At 66.6% G+C, this 16,209-nt stretch carries 16 protein-coding genes; 7 read left to right on the top strand and 9 right to left on the bottom strand.

Annotated features, from left to right (window positions below):
- Window positions 1-37: 37 nt before the first annotated feature.
- Both uvrC and AC0IYU_RS13495 read right to left on the bottom strand, forming a co-directional pair.
- A complete protein-coding gene (uvrC, locus tag AC0IYU_RS13490) occupies window positions 38-1,996 on the bottom strand; it encodes an excinuclease ABC subunit UvrC (RefSeq protein ID WP_472117511.1) in 1,959 nt (652 codons plus the stop codon).
- 49 nt (window positions 1,997-2,045) lie between these two features.
- Complete coding sequence (locus AC0IYU_RS13495) at window positions 2,046-2,948, bottom strand: alpha/beta fold hydrolase (RefSeq protein WP_472117514.1); 903 nt, start codon at window positions 2,946-2,948, stop codon at window positions 2,046-2,048.
- A gap of 109 nt (window positions 2,949-3,057) precedes the next feature.
- Here AC0IYU_RS13495 and earP point away from each other — a divergent pair, with 109 nt between their 5' ends.
- The 3 genes from earP (at window position 3,058) to AC0IYU_RS13510 (ending at window position 5,866) form a co-directional block, all read left to right on the top strand.
- The gene (earP, locus tag AC0IYU_RS13500; RefSeq protein WP_472117516.1) at window positions 3,058-4,149 is read left to right on the top strand and encodes an elongation factor P maturation arginine rhamnosyltransferase EarP; all 1,092 of its coding nucleotides are present in this window, start codon (window positions 3,058-3,060) and stop codon (window positions 4,147-4,149) included.
- 170 nt (window positions 4,150-4,319) lie between these two features.
- The gene (efp, locus tag AC0IYU_RS13505; protein WP_028258883.1) at window positions 4,320-4,874 is read left to right on the top strand and encodes an elongation factor P; all 555 of its coding nucleotides are present in this window, start codon (window positions 4,320-4,322) and stop codon (window positions 4,872-4,874) included.
- A 128-nt stretch (window positions 4,875-5,002) separates the two neighbouring features.
- On the top strand, window positions 5,003-5,866 hold the full coding sequence (locus AC0IYU_RS13510) for an LOG family protein (RefSeq protein WP_435483358.1): 864 nt from the start codon (window positions 5,003-5,005) through the stop codon (window positions 5,864-5,866).
- A gap of 64 nt (window positions 5,867-5,930) precedes the next feature.
- Here the strand turns inward: AC0IYU_RS13510 and AC0IYU_RS13515 are convergent, their stop codons facing one another.
- The 5 genes from AC0IYU_RS13515 to pncB are packed head-to-tail and all read right to left on the bottom strand — an operon-like array spanning window position 5,931 to window position 12,221.
- Window positions 5,931-7,094, bottom strand: a complete 1,164-nt coding sequence (locus AC0IYU_RS13515) for an MFS transporter (RefSeq protein ID WP_472117519.1) — start codon at window positions 7,092-7,094, stop codon at window positions 5,931-5,933.
- Complete coding sequence (locus tag AC0IYU_RS13520; protein WP_472117522.1) at window positions 7,091-8,488, bottom strand: DNA recombination protein RmuC; 1,398 nt, start codon at window positions 8,486-8,488, stop codon at window positions 7,091-7,093. Before AC0IYU_RS13520 ends, AC0IYU_RS13515 begins: the two co-directional genes overlap by 4 nt.
- Before the next feature lie 39 nt (window positions 8,489-8,527).
- Window positions 8,528-9,514, bottom strand: coding sequence for a 2-hydroxyacid dehydrogenase (locus AC0IYU_RS13525; RefSeq protein WP_472117525.1), 987 nt, complete (start codon window positions 9,512-9,514; stop codon window positions 8,528-8,530).
- Between the two features lie 26 nt (window positions 9,515-9,540).
- A complete protein-coding gene (locus tag AC0IYU_RS13530; protein WP_472117527.1) occupies window positions 9,541-10,950 on the bottom strand; it encodes a sodium:proton antiporter in 1,410 nt (469 codons plus the stop codon).
- Window positions 10,951-11,000: 50 nt separating this feature from the next.
- The gene (pncB, locus tag AC0IYU_RS13535) at window positions 11,001-12,221 is read right to left on the bottom strand and encodes a nicotinate phosphoribosyltransferase (RefSeq protein WP_472117530.1); all 1,221 of its coding nucleotides are present in this window, start codon (window positions 12,219-12,221) and stop codon (window positions 11,001-11,003) included.
- 193 nt (window positions 12,222-12,414) lie between these two features.
- Here pncB and AC0IYU_RS13540 point away from each other — a divergent pair, with 193 nt between their 5' ends.
- Window positions 12,415-12,648, top strand: a complete 234-nt coding sequence (locus AC0IYU_RS13540; protein ID WP_435435583.1) for a CsbD family protein — start codon at window positions 12,415-12,417, stop codon at window positions 12,646-12,648.
- A gap of 66 nt (window positions 12,649-12,714) precedes the next feature.
- Entirely contained in the window at window positions 12,715-13,122 is a 408-nt protein-coding gene (locus AC0IYU_RS13545) for a hypothetical protein (protein WP_472117533.1), read from the top strand.
- A gap of 62 nt (window positions 13,123-13,184) precedes the next feature.
- On the opposite strand, the gene AC0IYU_RS13550 is transcribed toward AC0IYU_RS13545, so the two are convergent.
- Entirely contained in the window at window positions 13,185-13,628 is a 444-nt protein-coding gene (locus AC0IYU_RS13550) for an acyl-CoA thioesterase (RefSeq protein WP_472117536.1), read from the bottom strand.
- A gap of 249 nt (window positions 13,629-13,877) precedes the next feature.
- On the opposite strand from AC0IYU_RS13550, the gene AC0IYU_RS13555 reads away from it, so the two are divergent.
- Both AC0IYU_RS13555 and AC0IYU_RS13560 read left to right on the top strand, forming a co-directional pair.
- The gene (locus tag AC0IYU_RS13555) at window positions 13,878-14,429 is read left to right on the top strand and encodes a phasin family protein (protein WP_435435580.1); all 552 of its coding nucleotides are present in this window, start codon (window positions 13,878-13,880) and stop codon (window positions 14,427-14,429) included.
- A gap of 121 nt (window positions 14,430-14,550) precedes the next feature.
- On the top strand, window positions 14,551-15,309 hold the full coding sequence (locus AC0IYU_RS13560; protein WP_472117539.1) for a 3-hydroxyacyl-CoA dehydrogenase: 759 nt from the start codon (window positions 14,551-14,553) through the stop codon (window positions 15,307-15,309).
- Here the strand turns inward: AC0IYU_RS13560 and AC0IYU_RS13565 are convergent.
- On the bottom strand, window positions 15,257-16,198 hold the full coding sequence (locus AC0IYU_RS13565) for a YihY/virulence factor BrkB family protein (RefSeq protein ID WP_472117541.1): 942 nt from the start codon (window positions 16,196-16,198) through the stop codon (window positions 15,257-15,259). The genes AC0IYU_RS13560 and AC0IYU_RS13565 overlap by 53 nt on opposite strands.
- Between the last annotated feature and the right edge of the window lie 11 nt (window positions 16,199-16,209).

Below are 16,209 nucleotides of genomic sequence, written 5' to 3' on the forward strand. Positions count from 1 at the left end.
GCATTAACCCTCGACCGCAGGTCTCGCCCCGTCGCCGTCAGTGCAGCGCCTTGTAGATCTCTTCCGCCAGCTCGGAGGCGATTCCCTCCACCGACGCGATGTCTTCCACGCTCGCCGCCGCCACGCCCCGGATGCCACCGAAGCGCTGAAGCAGGCGCGCGCGCCGCTTGGGCCCGATGCCCGGAATGTCCTCGAGCTGGCTGCCGCCCACGCGCACCTTCGCGCGCTTGGCGCGCATGCCGGTGATGGCGAAGCGGTGCGCCTCGTCGCGGATCTGCGCCACCAGCATCAGCGCGGCGGAGTCCTTGCCCAGGTAGACCTTCTCGCGGCCGTCGGCGAACACCAGTTCTTCGAGACCGACCTTGCGGCCCTCGCCCTTCTCCACGCCGACGATCAGCGACAGCGGCAGGCCCAGCTCGCTGAACACCTCGCGCGCCATCGACACCTGGCCCTTGCCGCCGTCGACCAGCACCAGGTCGGGCATGCGCAAGGTGCGGGCCTTCGGCGGCGCGTCGCTGCCTTCGCTCTCGGCATCGCCCGGCGGCAAGGCCTCGGTCTCGGCGGCCATCGCCTCGGCCAGCTTGCCGTAGCGGCGGTGCAGCACCTGTCGCATGGCCGCGTAGTCGTCGCCAGGCGTGATGCCCTCGATGTTGTAGCGGCGGTACTCGCGGTTCTGCATCGCATGGTGCTCGAACACCACGCAGGAGGCCTGCGTGGCCTCGCCCGCGGTGTGCGAGATGTCGAAGCACTCCACGCGCAGGTCGTCCAGGTCGTCCGACGCCAGCTCCAGCGCATCGGCCAGCGCGCGCGTGCGCGCCTGCTGCGAGCCCTCTTCGGCGAGCAGCCGGGCGAGTTGCAGCTTGGCGTTGGTCTCGGCCATCTCGAGCCAGTGCCGGCGCTGCTCGCGCGGCTGGAACACCGCCGTCACGCGCGCGCCGGCCTGCAGCGAAATGGCCTCGATCAGCTCGCGGCTCACCTGCTGGCTCAGCACCAGCGTGGCCGGCACCGGCACGTCGATGTAGTGCTGGGCGATGAAGGCCTCGAGCACCTGCACCTCGATCGGGTCGTCGGCGGCGGGCGTCCCGCCGTCGTCGTCCAGCTCGCCGTGATGGATCTGCGCCGCGTCTTCCACGTGCACCGGAAAGTACGGCCGGTCGCCCAGGTGCCGTCCGCCGCGCACCATGGCCAGGTTCACGCAGGCCTTGCCGCCCTGCACCTGCACGGCCAGGATGTCCACGTCCTTGTCGGATGCGATCTCGATCGACTGCTGGTGCAGCACGCGCGAGATGGCCGACATCTGGTTGCGCAGCTCGGCCGCCTGCTCGAACTCGAGCTTCTCGGCGTGCGTGGTCATGCGCTGTTCGAGCTTGGAGAGCACGAGCTGCGTGTCGCCCATCAGGAAGGCCTCGGCACTGGCCACATCGTGCGCATAGTCGTCGGGCGCGATGTGCCCCACGCAGGGTCCGCTGCAGCGCTTGATCTGGTAGAGCAGGCACGGCCGCGTGCGGTTGGCATACACCGTGTCCTCGCAGGTGCGCAGGCGGAACACCTTCTGCAGCAGCTGGATCGACTCCTTCACCGCCCAGGCGCTCGGGTACGGACCGAAGTAGCGGTGCTTCTTGTCGACCGCGCCGCGGTAGTAGGCCAGCCGCGGGAACGTGTGCGACGCGATCTTCAGGTAGGGGTAGCTCTTGTCGTCGCGAAACAGGATGTTGTAGCGCGGCTTGAGCGTCTTGATGAGGTTGTTCTCGAGCAGCAGCGCCTCGGCCTCGGAGCGCACCACGGTGGTCTCCATGCGCACGATCTTCGAGATCATGTGGCCGATGCGGGTGCCGCCGTGACTTTTCTGGAAATAGTTGGCAACCCGCTTCTTGAGGTTGCGCGCCTTGCCCACATAAAGCACCGCGCCGGCCGCGTCGAAGTAGCGGTAGACGCCCGGCAGTTGCGGCAGGGCCGCGACTTCGCTGAGCAATTGATCGGAATGCACGTCTGACATGGCGGCTATTGTGGCGCGCGGCGCGAAGGCCTTGCGCCGCGCGGGACGGTCACGCCTTGACGGCGTCGACGGGGGCGCCCACGGCGCCGGTGACGCGGCCCATGAACGCCAGGATGCGCCGGCTCACGTCGACGCCCTCCTCGTGCAGCACCCAGTGCCCCGCACCCTCGATGCGCTGCAGCTCGCCCTGGTCGCACAGCGCGATGCTGGGCGCGGCCATCTCGATGCCGAGCGCCTCGTCCTGCACGCCCCACAGCAGCAGCGTGGGCATCGGAATGCGCGCGCCGGCATGGATGCGCGAACGGCTGCGCATCAGCGCGCGGTACCAGTCGAGCATGGCGGTCAGCGCACCGGGCCGGCGCCATGCTTCGCGGTACAGCGCCAGTTCGGCGTCGGAGAAGGCACCGGGCCGGCTGCTCTTCGTCAGCACCCGCGCCAGCCCGCGAAAGTCGCGGCGGCTCAACAGCCTTTCGGGCAGGCGCGGAATGCGGAAGAAATGCATGTACCAGCTGCGCAGGCGCTGCCGCCCGGTCGACATGTGCCGCAGCATCACCGCCAGGTGCGGCGAATTCACGATGACCAGCCGCTCGACCAGTTCGGGGTTGCGCGCCGCCACGCGCCAGCTCACCGCGCCGCCCCAGTCGTGGCCGAGCAGCGTCACCGTGTCGCGGCCCGTGCTGCGGATCAACGCGCAGACGTCGTCGGCCAGCGTCTCGAGGTCGTAGGCGTCCACGCCCTGCGGCTTGTCGCTTTCGCCGTAGCCGCGCTGGTCGGGCACCCAGACGCGGTAGCCCGCCGCGGCCAGCGCGTCGATCTGGCCGGCCCAGCCGCGCCAGAACTCCGGAAAGCCGTGCAGCAGCAGGGCCACCGGGCCGTCGACCGGGCCGGCCTGCACCACATGAAAACGAAGCCCGTTCGCCTGGACGAAGGTGTGCTCGCAAGCGTCGCTCATCGTGCGGTCCTGAGCAGCGGGTTCTGCGTCTTCATGGTCTCTCTCTGCGATGGTCGTTGTGCCGGCCAGCATAGCTGGCACCTGCCGGAACACGGGCACACTCGCGGCCATGCAATCCAGGCGATGGGACATCTTCTGCAAGGTCATCGACAACCACGGCGACCTCGGCGTCTGCTGGCGGCTCGCCTGCCAGCTGGCCACGCTCGGCGAGCGCGTGCGCCTGTGGATCGACGACCCGGCGGCGCTGCGCTGGATGGCGCCCTCGGGCCACGACGGCGTGCAGGTGATCGACTGGTGCGACGCGGCGGCCGTGCACGCAGCCGTGTCGGCGCCGGCGCCCGACGTGCTGGTCGAGGGCTTCGGCTGCGAGCCGGCGCGGGAACTGGTTGCACGCTTCGCCGAAGCGCCGGGCCAGGCCTGGATCAACCTCGAATACCTGTCGGCCGAGCCGTACGTCGAGCGGCTGCACGGGCTGCCCTCGCCGGTCTTCAAGGGTCCGGGCGCGGGGTTGAGCAAGCGCTTCTTCTATCCGGGCTTCACGCCCGCCACCGGCGGCCTGCTGCGCGAACCCGGCCTGATGGAACGGCGGGCGCGCTTCGACCGCGCGCAGTGGCTGGCCGCGCAGCAGATCGCATGGACGGGCGCCGAACGCTTGGTCTCGCTGTTCTGCTACGAGCCGCCCGCGCTGGCCGCGCTGCTGGAGCAGTTGGCGCAAGGCACCGAACCCACCCGCCTGCTCGTGACGGCGGGTCGTGCCACGCAGGCGGTCCAGGCGATTCTTTCAGATGAAAACCCAGCAGTACGCGCACCCACCTTGCAAGGTGCGCTATCAATTTCATACCTCCCGTACCTGACCCAGGCCGACTATGACCACCTTCTGTGGGCCTGCGACCTGAACTTCGTGCGCGGGGAAGATTCGTGGGTGCGCGCGCTCTGGGCGGGCGCGCCGTTCGTCTGGCAGATCTATCCGCAGGACGACGACGCGCACCACGCCAAGCTGAACGCCTGGCTCGACTGGCTGGGCGCCCCGCCCTCGCTGCGGCTTTTTCACCACGCGTGGAATGGCGTCGACAACACCGCCCTGCCCCCGCCGCAAACACAGGGCCCATGGCACGAAACGGTGCTGACGGCCCGCACGCGGCTGCTCGCGCAGAGCGACCTGGTCACGCAACTGCGGGAATTGATCGCCCAAAAAAGCTAAAATAGCGGGCTTTGCGGATTTCGGCCCGGATCTCGACGATCCGAGATGCTCTCCGCGAAACCTGCTCAACCCGCCGTTAGACCTGTACCGCGGGGCCAGACAAACCGGCAAATGTCGAAACGTCGCCGATGGCCCCGTGCACCGAGCGGCCAACATCCAGAGACCCTGTTATGAAAATCGCTCAAGAAATCCGCGCCGGCAACGTCATCATGCACGGCAAGGACCCGATGGTCGTCCTGAAGACCGAATACAGCCGCGGCGGCCGCAACTCCGCCACCGTGCGCATGAAGCTCAAGAGCCTGATCGCCAACTTCAACACCGAAGTGGTCTTCAAGGCCGACGACAAGATCGACCAGATCGTGCTCGACAAGAAGGAGTGCACCTACTCCTACTTCGCCGACCCGATGTACGTGTGCATGGACACCGAATACAACCAGTACGAAGTCGAAGCCGAGAACATGGGCGACGCCCTGAACTATCTCGAAGACGGCATGGCTGTCGAAGTGGTGTTCTACGACGGCAAGGCCATCTCGGTCGAACTGCCGACCAGCGTCGAACGCGAGATCACCTGGACCGAGCCGGCCGTCAAGGGCGACACCTCGGGCAAGGTCATGAAGCCCGCCAAGATCGCCACCGGCTTCGAAGTGCCCGTTCCCCTCTTCGTCGCGCAAGGCGACAAGATCGAAATCGACACGCGCACCGGCGAATACCGCAAGCGCGTCTGAGGCCCTGAGGCTGCGGCCTCACCACTGCCCCTCCCCCCGAAGAGGCTCCGCAAGGAGCCTTTTTTGTCGTCTGGGCACGCGGTTTGCAACGCTGCACAATCACTCGTGTACATCTGTCTGGTTTCTTCATGAACAACACGCACAACCTTCACGACAAACGCCTGGCCGACGCCTGGGCCACGCTGCACTCCCATGCCGACAAGGGCCTGCCGCTGGACCCCGATCCGTCGCGCATCGCCTTCGCCGACCCGGAGTTCCTGCTGCGCCGCGAAACGCGCGGCATCCGCATGCAGCTGGAGCTGATGAAACCCGACCTCGAGCAGCGCGCCCATGGCATCGAGAACACCGTGGTGGTGTTCGGCAGCGCGCGCTTCCGCAGCGAAGAAGACTCGGCCGCCATGATCGCGCAGGCCGATGCCGCCGGCGACACCGTGGCGTCCGAGCGCTGGCGCCGGCTGGCGCGCAACTCGCACTACTACGAGAAGGCGCGCGCCTTCGGCAAGCTGGTCGCGCAGTACAGCAACGACAAGGAGCCGCAGGACAAGCTCTTCGTGTGCACCGGCGGCGGCCCCGGCATCATGCAGGCCGCCAACCGCGGCGCGCATGAAGGCGGCGGCCTCTCGGTCGGCCTGGCCATCGCGCTGCCGATGGAAGAAGAAGCCAACCCCTACGTCACGCCGGCGCTGAGCTTCAAGTTCCACTACTTCGCCATCCGCAAGATGCATTTCATGATGCGTGCGAAGGCGCTGGTGGCGTTCCCGGGCGGCTTCGGAACGCTCGACGAACTGTTCGAGGTGATCACGCTGGTGCAGACGAAGAAGTCGAAGCCGGTGCCGATCGTGCTGTTCGGCTCGGACTACTGGAAGCGCATGATCGACTTCGACTTCCTGGTCGACGAAGGCGTGATCTCCCCCGGCGACGTGAAGCTCTTCGAATACGTGGACGCGCCCGAAGACGCCTGGACCGCCATCAAGCGCTTCTACAAGCTCTGAAACAGGGCTGAGTTCCGTCGGCGCCGACGTCCTCGGCCGGGCGCGGCGCCAGCCCGGGGCCCTGTCAGACCTTCAGGCCCCATGTGGCGCGCGCGCCGAGTGCGACCACGCCGCCCACCACCCAGAAAACGCCGCCGATGCCGATCACCGCGCCGAGCGAGCCGAACAGCATCGGCATCGCGACGCTCGATGCATTGATGGTCATGAGCCGCAAGCCCAGCGCCTCGCCGTGGCGCGCGTGCGGCGTGATCTGGTGCAGCATGCTCATCACCATCGGCTGCACCGCGCCCAGCGCAAAGCCCAGCACCACCGAACAGACGCCCATGGCCAGGGCCGAATCGAGCAGCGGGTAGATCGAGAACACCAGCGCCGTCACCATCGACGAACTCAGGATCACGCTGCGTTCCGATGCGCGCGAGGCGATCACCGGCAGCACGATGCGAATGAGGGCGGCCGCAATTGCAAAGGCGCCGAGGATCGAGCCGATCACCGAGGCGCTGATGCCCCGGTCGTGCCCCAGCACCGGCAGCACGAAGGCATGCACGTCCCAGCTCGACGACTGCAGCCAGTTCACGAACAGCAGGCGTCGGAACATCGGCTCGCGCAGCAGGTCCCAGGCGCGCGTGGGCACGGCGCCCGCCACCGGGGGGGTGGGCGGCGGCTCGTGCGCACCGCGTGCGAGCAACCAGCACAGGATGGGCAACGCCGCCATCACCGCGAACGCGATGCGAAAGGCGAGCATGTCCGCGGGGGCACGCCCCGCATGGTCGATCAGCATGCCGGCCAGGAACGGCCCGACGAAGTTGGCCACCGCGGGCGCGATGGCCAGCCAGCTGAACACGCGCTTGAGCTGCGTCGGGTCGTGCGCCGAGCGCCCCACGTGCCGCTGCAACGCAATGACCGTTGCGCCTGTCGCGCCACCGGTCAGCAAGGCCGCCAGGCACATCACCGGGAAGATGGGAAAGATCACCACGAGCCCCGCGCCCGTCACCGCCGCAATCACCGACAGCCACAGCGGCCGCTTGAAGCCATGCCGATCGGCAAAGCGCCCGGCGGGCAGTGCCAGGAACACCTGGGTCAGCGCGAACAGCGAGATCAGCACGCCGACCGCCGCCGCGCTGTAGCCCTGCTGCAGGGCCAGCAGCGGCGTGGCCAGGCGCATGCCGGCCATGGTCGCGTGCAGGCATACCTGGGCGCCGATCACACGCAGCAGTTCGGAGCCTTTCACGGGGTGTCTTCGCCCTCGGTATCGGTGTCGGTGTCGGTGTCTGTGCCGGACGTGGTCGGCAGCAGCGCCTGCGACTGCGCCTCTGGCAGGGCCTCGACCTTGCGCAGCGCCAGGCGCATCTGCTTGGCGCGCGTGTCGGCCTTGTCGAGCGTGTCGGAGGCCTTGGCCACCTGTTCCTTGATGCGCGCGACCCATTCGCCGTAGCGCTCGAACTCGGTCTTGACCGCACCCAGCACCTTCCAGACCTCGGAGGCCTGCCGCTCCAGCGCCAGCGTGCGAAAGCCCATGTGCAGGCTGTTGAGCATGGCCAGCAAGGTGGTCGGGCCGGCCAGCGTCACGCGATGCTGGCGCTGGATGGCGTCCATCAGTCCCGGCCGGCGCAGCACCTCGGCATAGAGGCTTTCGACCGGCAGGAACAGGATGGCGAAGTCCGTGGTGTGCGGCGCGGCCAGGTAGTTGTCGGCGATCGACCTGGCCTCGGTGCGGATGCGCGCCTCGAGCGCCTTGGCGGCCTGCTCGGCGCCGGCGGCGTCGGCGCGTTCATGCGCATCGATGAGCCGTTCGTAGTCGTCCCGCGGAAACTTGGCGTCGATGGGCAGCCAGACAGGCGCGCCGTCGTCGCCACGGCCTGGAAAACGGATCGCAAAGTCCACCCGCTGCCCGCTGCGCGGCTTGGTCTCGACCTGCTTGGCGTACTGGTCGGGCGTGAGCACCTGTTCGAGCAAGGCTTCGAGCTGCACTTCGCCGAACACGCCGCGCGTCTTCACGTTGGTCAGCACGCGCTGCAGGTTGCCGACGCCCACGGCCAGCGTCTGCATTTCGCCGAGCCCCTTGTGCACCTGCTCCAGCCGGTCGGCCACCTGCTTGAAGCTTTCGCCGAGCCGCGCTTCGAGCGTGCTCTGCAGCTTCTCGTCGACGGTCTTGCGCATCTCGTCGAGCTTGGCGGCGTTGCTCTGCTGCAGCTGCGCGAGCTGGGTCTCCATGGTCGAACGCACTTCGGACAGGCGGCGCGCATTCGAGTCACTCAGGCCTTGGAGCTGCGTGTTGAGCGTGTCGGCCAGCGTCTTCTGCAGCGACGCGAGCTGCAGCGAGAACGCGTCGAGCTGCGCGTTCTGCGTGCGCGTGGCTTCGGCGCCCTGCTGCACCAGCGAGCGCTGGAAGGTGGCGAAGGCCTGCGCGGTTTCCTGGCGCGCGCCGCGCGAACTCTCGGCGATTTCGTGGCGCAGTTCGCGTTCGGTGCGTTCGCTGGCGGCGCCCATTGTGGCCAGCACGCGCAGCAGGTCGCCGTGGTCGGGCGCGGGCTGTCGGCGTGCGAGCAGCCAGATCACCAGCACCAGCTGGACGACCGCGAGTGCAGCCAGTCCGATGAGGATCAGGTCGGAATAGGAATCCAAGGTCGTGGTGCGGTGCCGCTGCTTGCTGTGGTGCCGTGTTTACTTGCTTGCCGGCGGAACGGGCGTCACGGGGGTCAGGGGACCCTTGCCGCCGAAGTACGCGATGAGGTTGTCCGCCGCCAGGTCGGCCATGGCGCGGCGCGTGGGCACGGTGGCGCTCGCGATATGCGGCGTGAGCACCACGTTGGGCACGCTCAGCAGGTCGGGATGCACCTTGGGCTCGCCCTCGAACACGTCCAGCCCCGCGGCGGCGATGCGCTTCTCGCGCAGGGCCACGGCCAGCGCAGCGTCGTCGACGATGCCGCCGCGCGCAATGTTGACGAGCGTGGCGCTGGTCTTCATCAGCGCAAGCTCGGCCGCACCGATGGTGTGGTGCGACGCCGCCGAGTACGGCACCACCAGCACCACGTGGTCGGCCGTCTGGAGCAGCTCCTGCTTGCTCACGTAGCTGGCCTTGCATTCGGCCTCGAGCGAGGCGTCGAGCCGCGACCGGTTGTGATAGATCACCTTCATGCCGAAGCCGTGCGCGCCGCGCTTCGCGATGCCCTGCCCGATGCGCCCCATGCCGATGATGCCGAGCGTGGAGCCGTGGATGTCGGAGCCGGCGAACATGTCGTAGCTCCACTTCTGCCACTTGCCCGCGCGCAGGAAGTGTTCGCTCTCGGTGATGCGGCGCGCGGTGGCCATCAGCAGCGCGAAGCCGAAGTCGGCCGTGGTCTCGGTGAGCACGTCGGGCGCGTTGGTGCCGAGCACGCCGCGCGCGGCCATGGCATCGACGTCGAAGTTGTTGTAGCCCACGGCCATGTTGGCGCACATCTTCAGGTCGGGGCAGGCGTCGAGCACCGCGGCGTCGATGCGCTCGCTGCCGGTGGTGAAGGCGCCCTGCTTGCCTTGCAGCCTTGCAATCAGTTGCTCCTTGCTCCAGCCTTCGTCGGCCTGGTTCGACTCGACCTCGAAATGCTGCGACAGGCGCTCGAGGGTCTCGGGGAAGATCGCGCGTGCGACCAGGATCTTGGGCTTGCTCATGGTGTTGTCTCTGCTCGGAAAGTGGGTCAGCGGAAGAAGAGGAAGGTGGCAACGACGAACAGCGGAACCAGGATGGACCCCGACCACGCCATGTAGCCGAAGAAGCTCGGCATGCGCACGCCGCGGCTCTCGGCGATGGCCTTGACCATGAGGTTGGGCGCGTTGCCGATGTAGGTGTTGGCGCCCATGAACACCGCGCCGGCCGAGATGGCGGCCAGCGTGCTGGCGTAGGTGGTCATGAGGGCGGACGGGTCGCCGCCTGCCGTGTTGAAGAACACCAGGTAGGTCGGCGCGTTGTCCAGGAACGAGCTCAACAGGCCGGTGGCCCAGAAGTACATCGCCGGGTCGGGCTGGCCGTCGGCGCGCGTCACGGCCGAGACGATGGCGCCGAACGGGCCTTGCGTGCCGGCCTTGAGCATCGCGATCACCGGGACGATGGTCAGGAAGATGCCGGCGAACAGCTTGGCCACCTCGGCCATGGGGCTCCACTCGAACTGGTTGTCGGCATGCACCTTGGCCGCGGTGATCTTGAGCGAAAGCAGCGTGATCGCGATGAGGCCCACGTCGCGCACCAGGCCCGGCAGGCCGACCTGTGTGCCCAAGACGTCGAAGCTCACCGCCGACTTCCAGAAACCGCTGATGAGCACGAACGCCACCACGCCGCCCAGCAGCCAGAAATTGACGGCACCATCGAAGCCGATGCGCCGCGTGTCGGGCGTCGGATCCACCGGCAGCACGCCTTCCTTGCGGTAGTAGTAACGGTCGATGCCGTAGAACAGCGCGAGCAGCGCCCCCACGACGAACAGCGTATCGGGCAGGATGTTCTTCGCGGTCCAGAAGAAATCGACGCCCTTCAGGAAGCCCAGGAAGAGCGGCGGATCGCCCAGCGGCGTGAGCGAGCCACCCACGTTGGAGACGATGAAGATGAAGAAAACGACCACGTGCACCCGATGCGGGCGGTTGTCGTTGGCACGAATGAGCGGGCGGATCAGCAGCATCGACGCCCCCGTGGTTCCCATGACGCTCGCGAGCACGGCGCCTATAGCCAGGATGCCGGTATTGAGCCCGGGCGCGCCGTGCAGGTTGCCGCGGATGTGAATGCCCCCCGCCACGGTGAACAGCGCCGTGAGCAGAATGATGAAGGGGATGTATTCCTCCACCAGGGCATGCACAAGCTGCTCGCCGGCCAGCGCAACCCCGTAGGTCGCCGCAAACGGCAGCAGGAAAGCCAGCGCCCAGGCGGCGGCGATCTTGCCGTAGTGGTGATGCCAGAACGTGGGCGCAAGAAGCGGAAACAGTGCGATCGACAGCAGGATGCCGGCAAACGGCGCGCCCCACAGCGGCGAGAGCCTGCCGCCGTCGAAATCAGCGGCCGAAGCCAGGACGGGAAGCAGCGCCAGCGCGGCGGCCGCACTCAGTCGAATCGTTTTTTGCATGGGGGGCTGTACCGTACCAGACCGGGGCGCGGTGCGGGGCAGTACAGCCGTCAGCTGGCAGGTTGTTCGATCTCGAAGACCTGGCGCAGGTAGGCGAGGTATTTTTCGTCTTCGCACATGTTCTTGGACGGCGTGTCCGACAGCTTGGCCACCGGCTGGTCGTTGCAGTGGATCATCTTGATGACGATCTGCAGCGGCTCGTAGCCCAGGTCGTTGGTGAGGTTGGTGCCGATGCCGAAGGCCAGCTGGCAACGACCGCGGAACTGCTGGTAGAGCTCGATGGTGCGCGGCACCGTGAGGCCGTCGCTGAAGATCAGCGTCTTGGTGCGCGGGTCGACCCGGTTGGCGATGTAGTGCGCGAGCATGCGCTCGCCCCACTGGAACGGGTCGCCGCTGTCGTGGCGCGCGCCGTCGAAGAGCTTGCAGAAGTACAGGTCGAAGTCGCGCAGGAAGGCGTTCATGCCGTACACGTCCGACAGCGCGATGCCCAGGTCGCCGCGGTACTCGCGCGCCCAGCTCTCGAAGCCGAAGATCTGGCTGTCGCGCAGCCGCGGGCCGAGCGCCTGGCAGGCCTGCAGGTACTCGTGCGCCATGGTGCCCAGCGGAATCAGGCCCAGCTTCATGGCGTACAGCACGTTGCTGGTGCCCGCAAGCTGCGGCAGCCGTGCGCCCGGCGCGGACTGCACCGCGGGCGAGGTCACGGCGCCGAGCCGGCCGGTCAGGGTTCGCAGCACCTCTTCGTGCCAGTCCTTGGAGAAGCGGCGGCGCGTGCCGTAGTCGGCGATCTTCAGGTCGGTGAGACCTTCGTCCTGCAGCTGCGAGATCTTGGTCTCGAGGCGGCGGCGGCCTTCTTCGAGGTCGGGCTTCTTCTGCGTATTGCGAAAGTACACCTCGTTGACGATGGCCAGCACCGGAATCTCGAACAGGATGGTGTGAAGCCACGGACCCTTGATGCGGATCTCGAGTTCGCCCGAGGGCTGGGGAATGATGTTGATGTACTTCTCGTTGAGCCTGAACAGGCCGAGGAAGTCGACGAAGTCGCTCTTGATGAAGCGCATGGAGCGCAGGTAGGCAAGCTCGGCGTCGCGGAACTGCAGCGAGCACAGGCTGCGGACCTCGTCGCGGATCTGGCCGGCGAACTGCGCCAGGTTCACGCCGGGGTTGCGGCACTTGAAGCGGTACTCGACGCGGGCCCCCGGGAAGTGATGCAGGACCACCTGCATCATCGTGAACTTGTAGAGGTCGGTGTCGAGCAGGCTGTGAATGATCATGGTGCTGGGCGCTGTGCGCAGGCGATGCGGAGTCTCAAACTTTCGGCGGCCGCTGGATTATCACGGGGCGCGTCGGCCTCTGCCTACGGGGGCTGACCTGCACGTCCTACCGGCAGGGGGAATCCACTTGGCGACAGTGATTTCACGGCGGCAAAAGCAGAGCGCCGGAATCCACTGAACCAAGGAGATTCTTATGAACAAGGACACCATCGAAGGCAACTGGAAGCAACTCAAGGGCAAGGTCAAGGAGCAATGGGGCAAGTTGACGGACGACGACTTCGACGTCATTGCGGGCAAGCGCGATCAGTTGCTCGGCCGCATCCAGGAACGCCACGGCATCAGCCGCGAGGAAGCTGAAACGCAGGTCAAGGCATGGGAATCGCGCGATGGCCGCACGCCCGATGCGCTGTGGTTCGAGCGCTATTGAGCGCACCGCCACCGCCTCCCCGCCTGACCCACTGAATTCAATCCAATTCCCGAAGGACCCACTCTCATGAAAAAACATCTCCTCGTGATGGCCCTTGCCTCCACCTGTTTCATGGCCACGCAAGCCAGCGCCATGACCAAGGACGAATACAAGGTCGCCAAGGAAAAGGTCGAGGCCGACTACAAGGTCGCCAAGGCCCAGTGCGACACGATGAAGGACAACGCCAAGGACGTCTGCCAGAAGGAAGCCAAGGGCAAGGAAGACGTCGCCAAGGCCGAGCTCGAGCAGCAATACCAGCCGAGCGACAGCCACGCCCGGAAGGTGGCCGAAGAGAAGGTGAAGGCCACCTACGAAGTCGCGAAGGAAAAGTGCGACGACCAGAAGGGCGACGCCAAGTCGGCTTGCCAGAAACAGGCCAAGGCCGACGAAGCCCAGGGCAGGGCCGACATCAAGGCCATGAAGAAGACGATGTAAGGGTCTGAAGCCTCGGAAAAGAACAACGGCGCCCTCGGGCGCCGTTTGTCATGGGGCGTCGGTCAGACGCGAAGCGAGTCGACCACCTGCTGCAACGCGTCGGGCAGCGGCACGGGGCGCTGCGTGGCGCGGTCCACGTACACATGGATGAAATGGCCTTGCGCTGCAGCCGCCTCGGAGCCTTCGGCGAACAGCGCGATTTCGTAGCGCACGCTCGAACGGCCAGCCTGCGCCACGCGAATGCCCGCTTCCACGGTCTGCGGGAAAGCGATCGGGGCGAAGTAGTTGCATTGCGTCTCGACCACGAAGCCGATGGTCTGGCCCTGGTGAATGTCGAGCGCGCCGCGTTCGATGAGCAACGCGTTCACCGCGGTGTCGAACCAGCTGTAGTACACGACGTTGTTGACGTGGCCGTACATGTCGTTGTCGGCCCAGCGCGTGGGGATGCTGCGAAAGGCGCGGTAGCTGCTGCGCGCGTGGGGAGTGGGTTTGGTGGGGGCGCTCATCGCGCGGCATTCTGCCAGCGGCCGCGGCGCTCGATGGCCGCATTGAAGACAGTCGGACACGCCCATGCACGGCCCGTTTTTTGGCCACGCGGCCAAATTTAGAAGAAGGCTTCTAAATTGCTGCATAGCAGCAAAAACCCCTTGATCGCAAAACTCAGCTGCCTATACTTGAGGCCATGCTGCAGCGCAACATAGACGGCGAGACAGCGCAACGTGACCCGACCACTCAATCCCTTCTGGAGATACCAAATGGCCCTGACCGCTGACCAAATCCTCGCCGCCCAAAAAGCAAACCTCGAAACCCTGTTCGGCCTGACCACCAAGGCTTTCGAAGGCGTCGAGAAGCTCGTCGAACTGAACGTCACTGCTTCCAAGGCCGCCCTGGCCGAAGCCCAGAGCACCGCCCAGGCCGCCCTGAGCGTCAAGGACGCACAAGAACTGCTGACGCTGCAAGCCAGCCTGTTCCAGCCGCTGGCCGAAAAGACCGCCGCCTACAGCCGTCACCTGTACGACATCGCCCAAGGCACCGGCGCCGAGTTCTCCAAGGCTTTCGAAGCCAAGGCCTCTGAAGCCCAGCAAGCCTTCGTCGGCCTGGTCGACAGCGCTTCCAAGAACGCCCCCGCCGGTTCGGAAACCGCCGTCGCCGTCATGAAGAGCGCCGTGGCTGCCGCCAACAACGCTTTCGAATCGGTTCAAAAGGCCGTCAAGCAAGCGTCGGACGTCGCCGAAGCCAACTTCAATGCCGTGTCGTCGCAAGCCGTTGCCGCTGCGAAGACCGCGACCGCTTCGCGCAAGCGCTGAGCCGCCGACCACCACCAGTTGTCTCCTTGGGTCCTCACGGATCCAATTCAGGGCCTCATCCTCGGATGGGGCCTTTTTTTTTCGTCTTCGATAATGACGGCCTCATCTCAGGAGACTTTCAATGCAGATCGACGGCAAGGTTTTTATCGTGACCGGTGGCGCTTCGGGCCTCGGCGAAGGCACGGCGCGCATGCTGGCGGCCAACGGCGCCAAGGTGGTGATCGCCGACATGCAGGCTGACAAGGGCGAGGCGGTTGCCAAGGACATCGGCGGCGTCTTCGTCAAGTGCGATGTGAGCCAGGAGGCCGACGGCCAGGCCGCGGTGGCCGCCGCGCTCAAGCTCGGCAAGCTGGTGGGCCTGGTCAACTGCGCGGGCATCGCGCCGGCCGAGAAGACCGTGGGCAAGAACGGCCCGCACGCGCTGGCGGTGTTCAGCAAGACCGTCACGGTCAACCTGATCGGCAGCTTCAACATGATCCGCCTGGCGGCCGACGCCATGGGCAAGAACGAGCCCGAATCCACCGGCGAGCGCGGCGTGCTCATTTCCACCGCCTCGGTCGCGGCCTACGACGGCCAGATCGGCCAGGCCGCCTACGCCGCCTCCAAGGGCGGCGTGGTCGGCATGACCCTGCCCATCGCGCGCGACCTGGCGCGCAGCGGCATCCGCAACATGACCATCGCCCCCGGCATCTTCGGCACGCCCATGCTGTTCGGCATGCCGCAGGACGTGCAGGACGCACTGGCCGCCAGCGTGCCCTTCCCTTCGCGCCTGGGCACGCCAGAGGACTACGCCAAGCTGGCCAAGCACATCATCGAGAACGACATGCTCAACGGCGAAGTGATTCGTCTGGACGGAGCGATTCGACTGGCTCCCCGCTGAGCTCACCCTTCGGTGGCTTCACGCTGCCGGTGCGGTCCAGGCGCTCGTAGTTCGCGATCACCTGGGCCCCCAGCAGCACCAGCGTGGCCGCGATCTCCAGGCTCAGCAGCACCACGATCGCCGTGGTGAGCGAGCCGTAGACCACGTTCACCTGCGACAGCGTCGAGAAGTACCAGATCAGCACGCGCCGCGTGAGCTCCCACAGCAGCGCAGCCGTCACCCCGCCCAGCAACGCATGGCGCAGCGACATGCGCCCGGCCGGCATCACGAGGTAGAGCGAGGTCAGCATGAAGATCTCGCCGCCCAGCCCCAGCAGGTAGAGCAGGAGGCCCGAGATGCCCGACAGCGACCAGCTGCGTCCCAGCAGGTCGACGCTTTCCCGCCCCACCAGTTGCAGCGCACCCGACACCAAGGTGACCAGCAGCAGCCCGACGCACAGGCACAGGATGTAGACGTAGGGCATGGCCACCGACACCAGGAAGTGGCGCTTGTGGTCGGCCTTGCGGTGGTGAAAGATCACCGCCATCGCGCTTTCGAGCACGCTGAAGGCCAGCGAGCTGAAGAAGATCATGGTCACCAGCAACACCGGCCCGAGCACGTCGCGGTGGTCCAGGAAGCTCGACAGCTCGGTCACGATGGCCTTCGACTGGCCCGGCAGCAGCCACCCGAGGTACTGCCCGATGGTGCGCAGCAACTCCGCCTGGTCGATGACGTGCGACAGCGCAATCACGCTCACGATCAGCAGCGGCACGATCGACAGCAAGGCGTAGTAGGCCACCGCGCCTGCGAGCAAGAGCCCCTGGTTGGCGCGAAATTCCTTGAGCGCCTCCCAGCCGAACCGCAGGGGGTGGCGCAGCAGCGGCGCGGCGTGTTGCAGGGGGTTGGGCATCGTCTTGCGTG

The sequence above is a fragment of the Variovorax sp. AC103 genome, assembly GCF_979254005.1.

Coding starts and splice junctions, on each gene's coding strand:
- uvrC (WP_472117511.1), bottom strand. CDS start 1,996: ATGTCAGACGTGCATTCCGATCAATTGCTCAGCGAAGTCGCGGCCCTG.
- AC0IYU_RS13495 (WP_472117514.1), bottom strand. CDS start 2,948: ATGAGCGACGCTTGCGAGCACACCTTCGTCCAGGCGAACGGGCTTCGT.
- earP (WP_472117516.1), top strand. CDS start 3,058: ATGCAATCCAGGCGATGGGACATCTTCTGCAAGGTCATCGACAACCAC.
- efp (WP_028258883.1), top strand. CDS start 4,320: ATGAAAATCGCTCAAGAAATCCGCGCCGGCAACGTCATCATGCACGGC.
- AC0IYU_RS13510 (WP_435483358.1), top strand. CDS start 5,003: ATGAACAACACGCACAACCTTCACGACAAACGCCTGGCCGACGCCTGG.
- AC0IYU_RS13525 (WP_472117525.1), bottom strand. CDS start 9,514: ATGAGCAAGCCCAAGATCCTGGTCGCACGCGCGATCTTCCCCGAGACC.
- AC0IYU_RS13530 (WP_472117527.1), bottom strand. CDS start 10,950: ATGCAAAAAACGATTCGACTGAGTGCGGCCGCCGCGCTGGCGCTGCTT.
- pncB (WP_472117530.1), bottom strand. CDS start 12,221: ATGATCATTCACAGCCTGCTCGACACCGACCTCTACAAGTTCACGATG.
- AC0IYU_RS13540 (WP_435435583.1), top strand. CDS start 12,415: ATGAACAAGGACACCATCGAAGGCAACTGGAAGCAACTCAAGGGCAAG.
- AC0IYU_RS13545 (WP_472117533.1), top strand. CDS start 12,715: ATGAAAAAACATCTCCTCGTGATGGCCCTTGCCTCCACCTGTTTCATG.
- AC0IYU_RS13550 (WP_472117536.1), bottom strand. CDS start 13,628: ATGAGCGCCCCCACCAAACCCACTCCCCACGCGCGCAGCAGCTACCGC.
- AC0IYU_RS13555 (WP_435435580.1), top strand. CDS start 13,878: ATGGCCCTGACCGCTGACCAAATCCTCGCCGCCCAAAAAGCAAACCTC.
- AC0IYU_RS13560 (WP_472117539.1), top strand. CDS start 14,551: ATGCAGATCGACGGCAAGGTTTTTATCGTGACCGGTGGCGCTTCGGGC.
- AC0IYU_RS13565 (WP_472117541.1), bottom strand. CDS start 16,198: ATGCCCAACCCCCTGCAACACGCCGCGCCGCTGCTGCGCCACCCCCTG.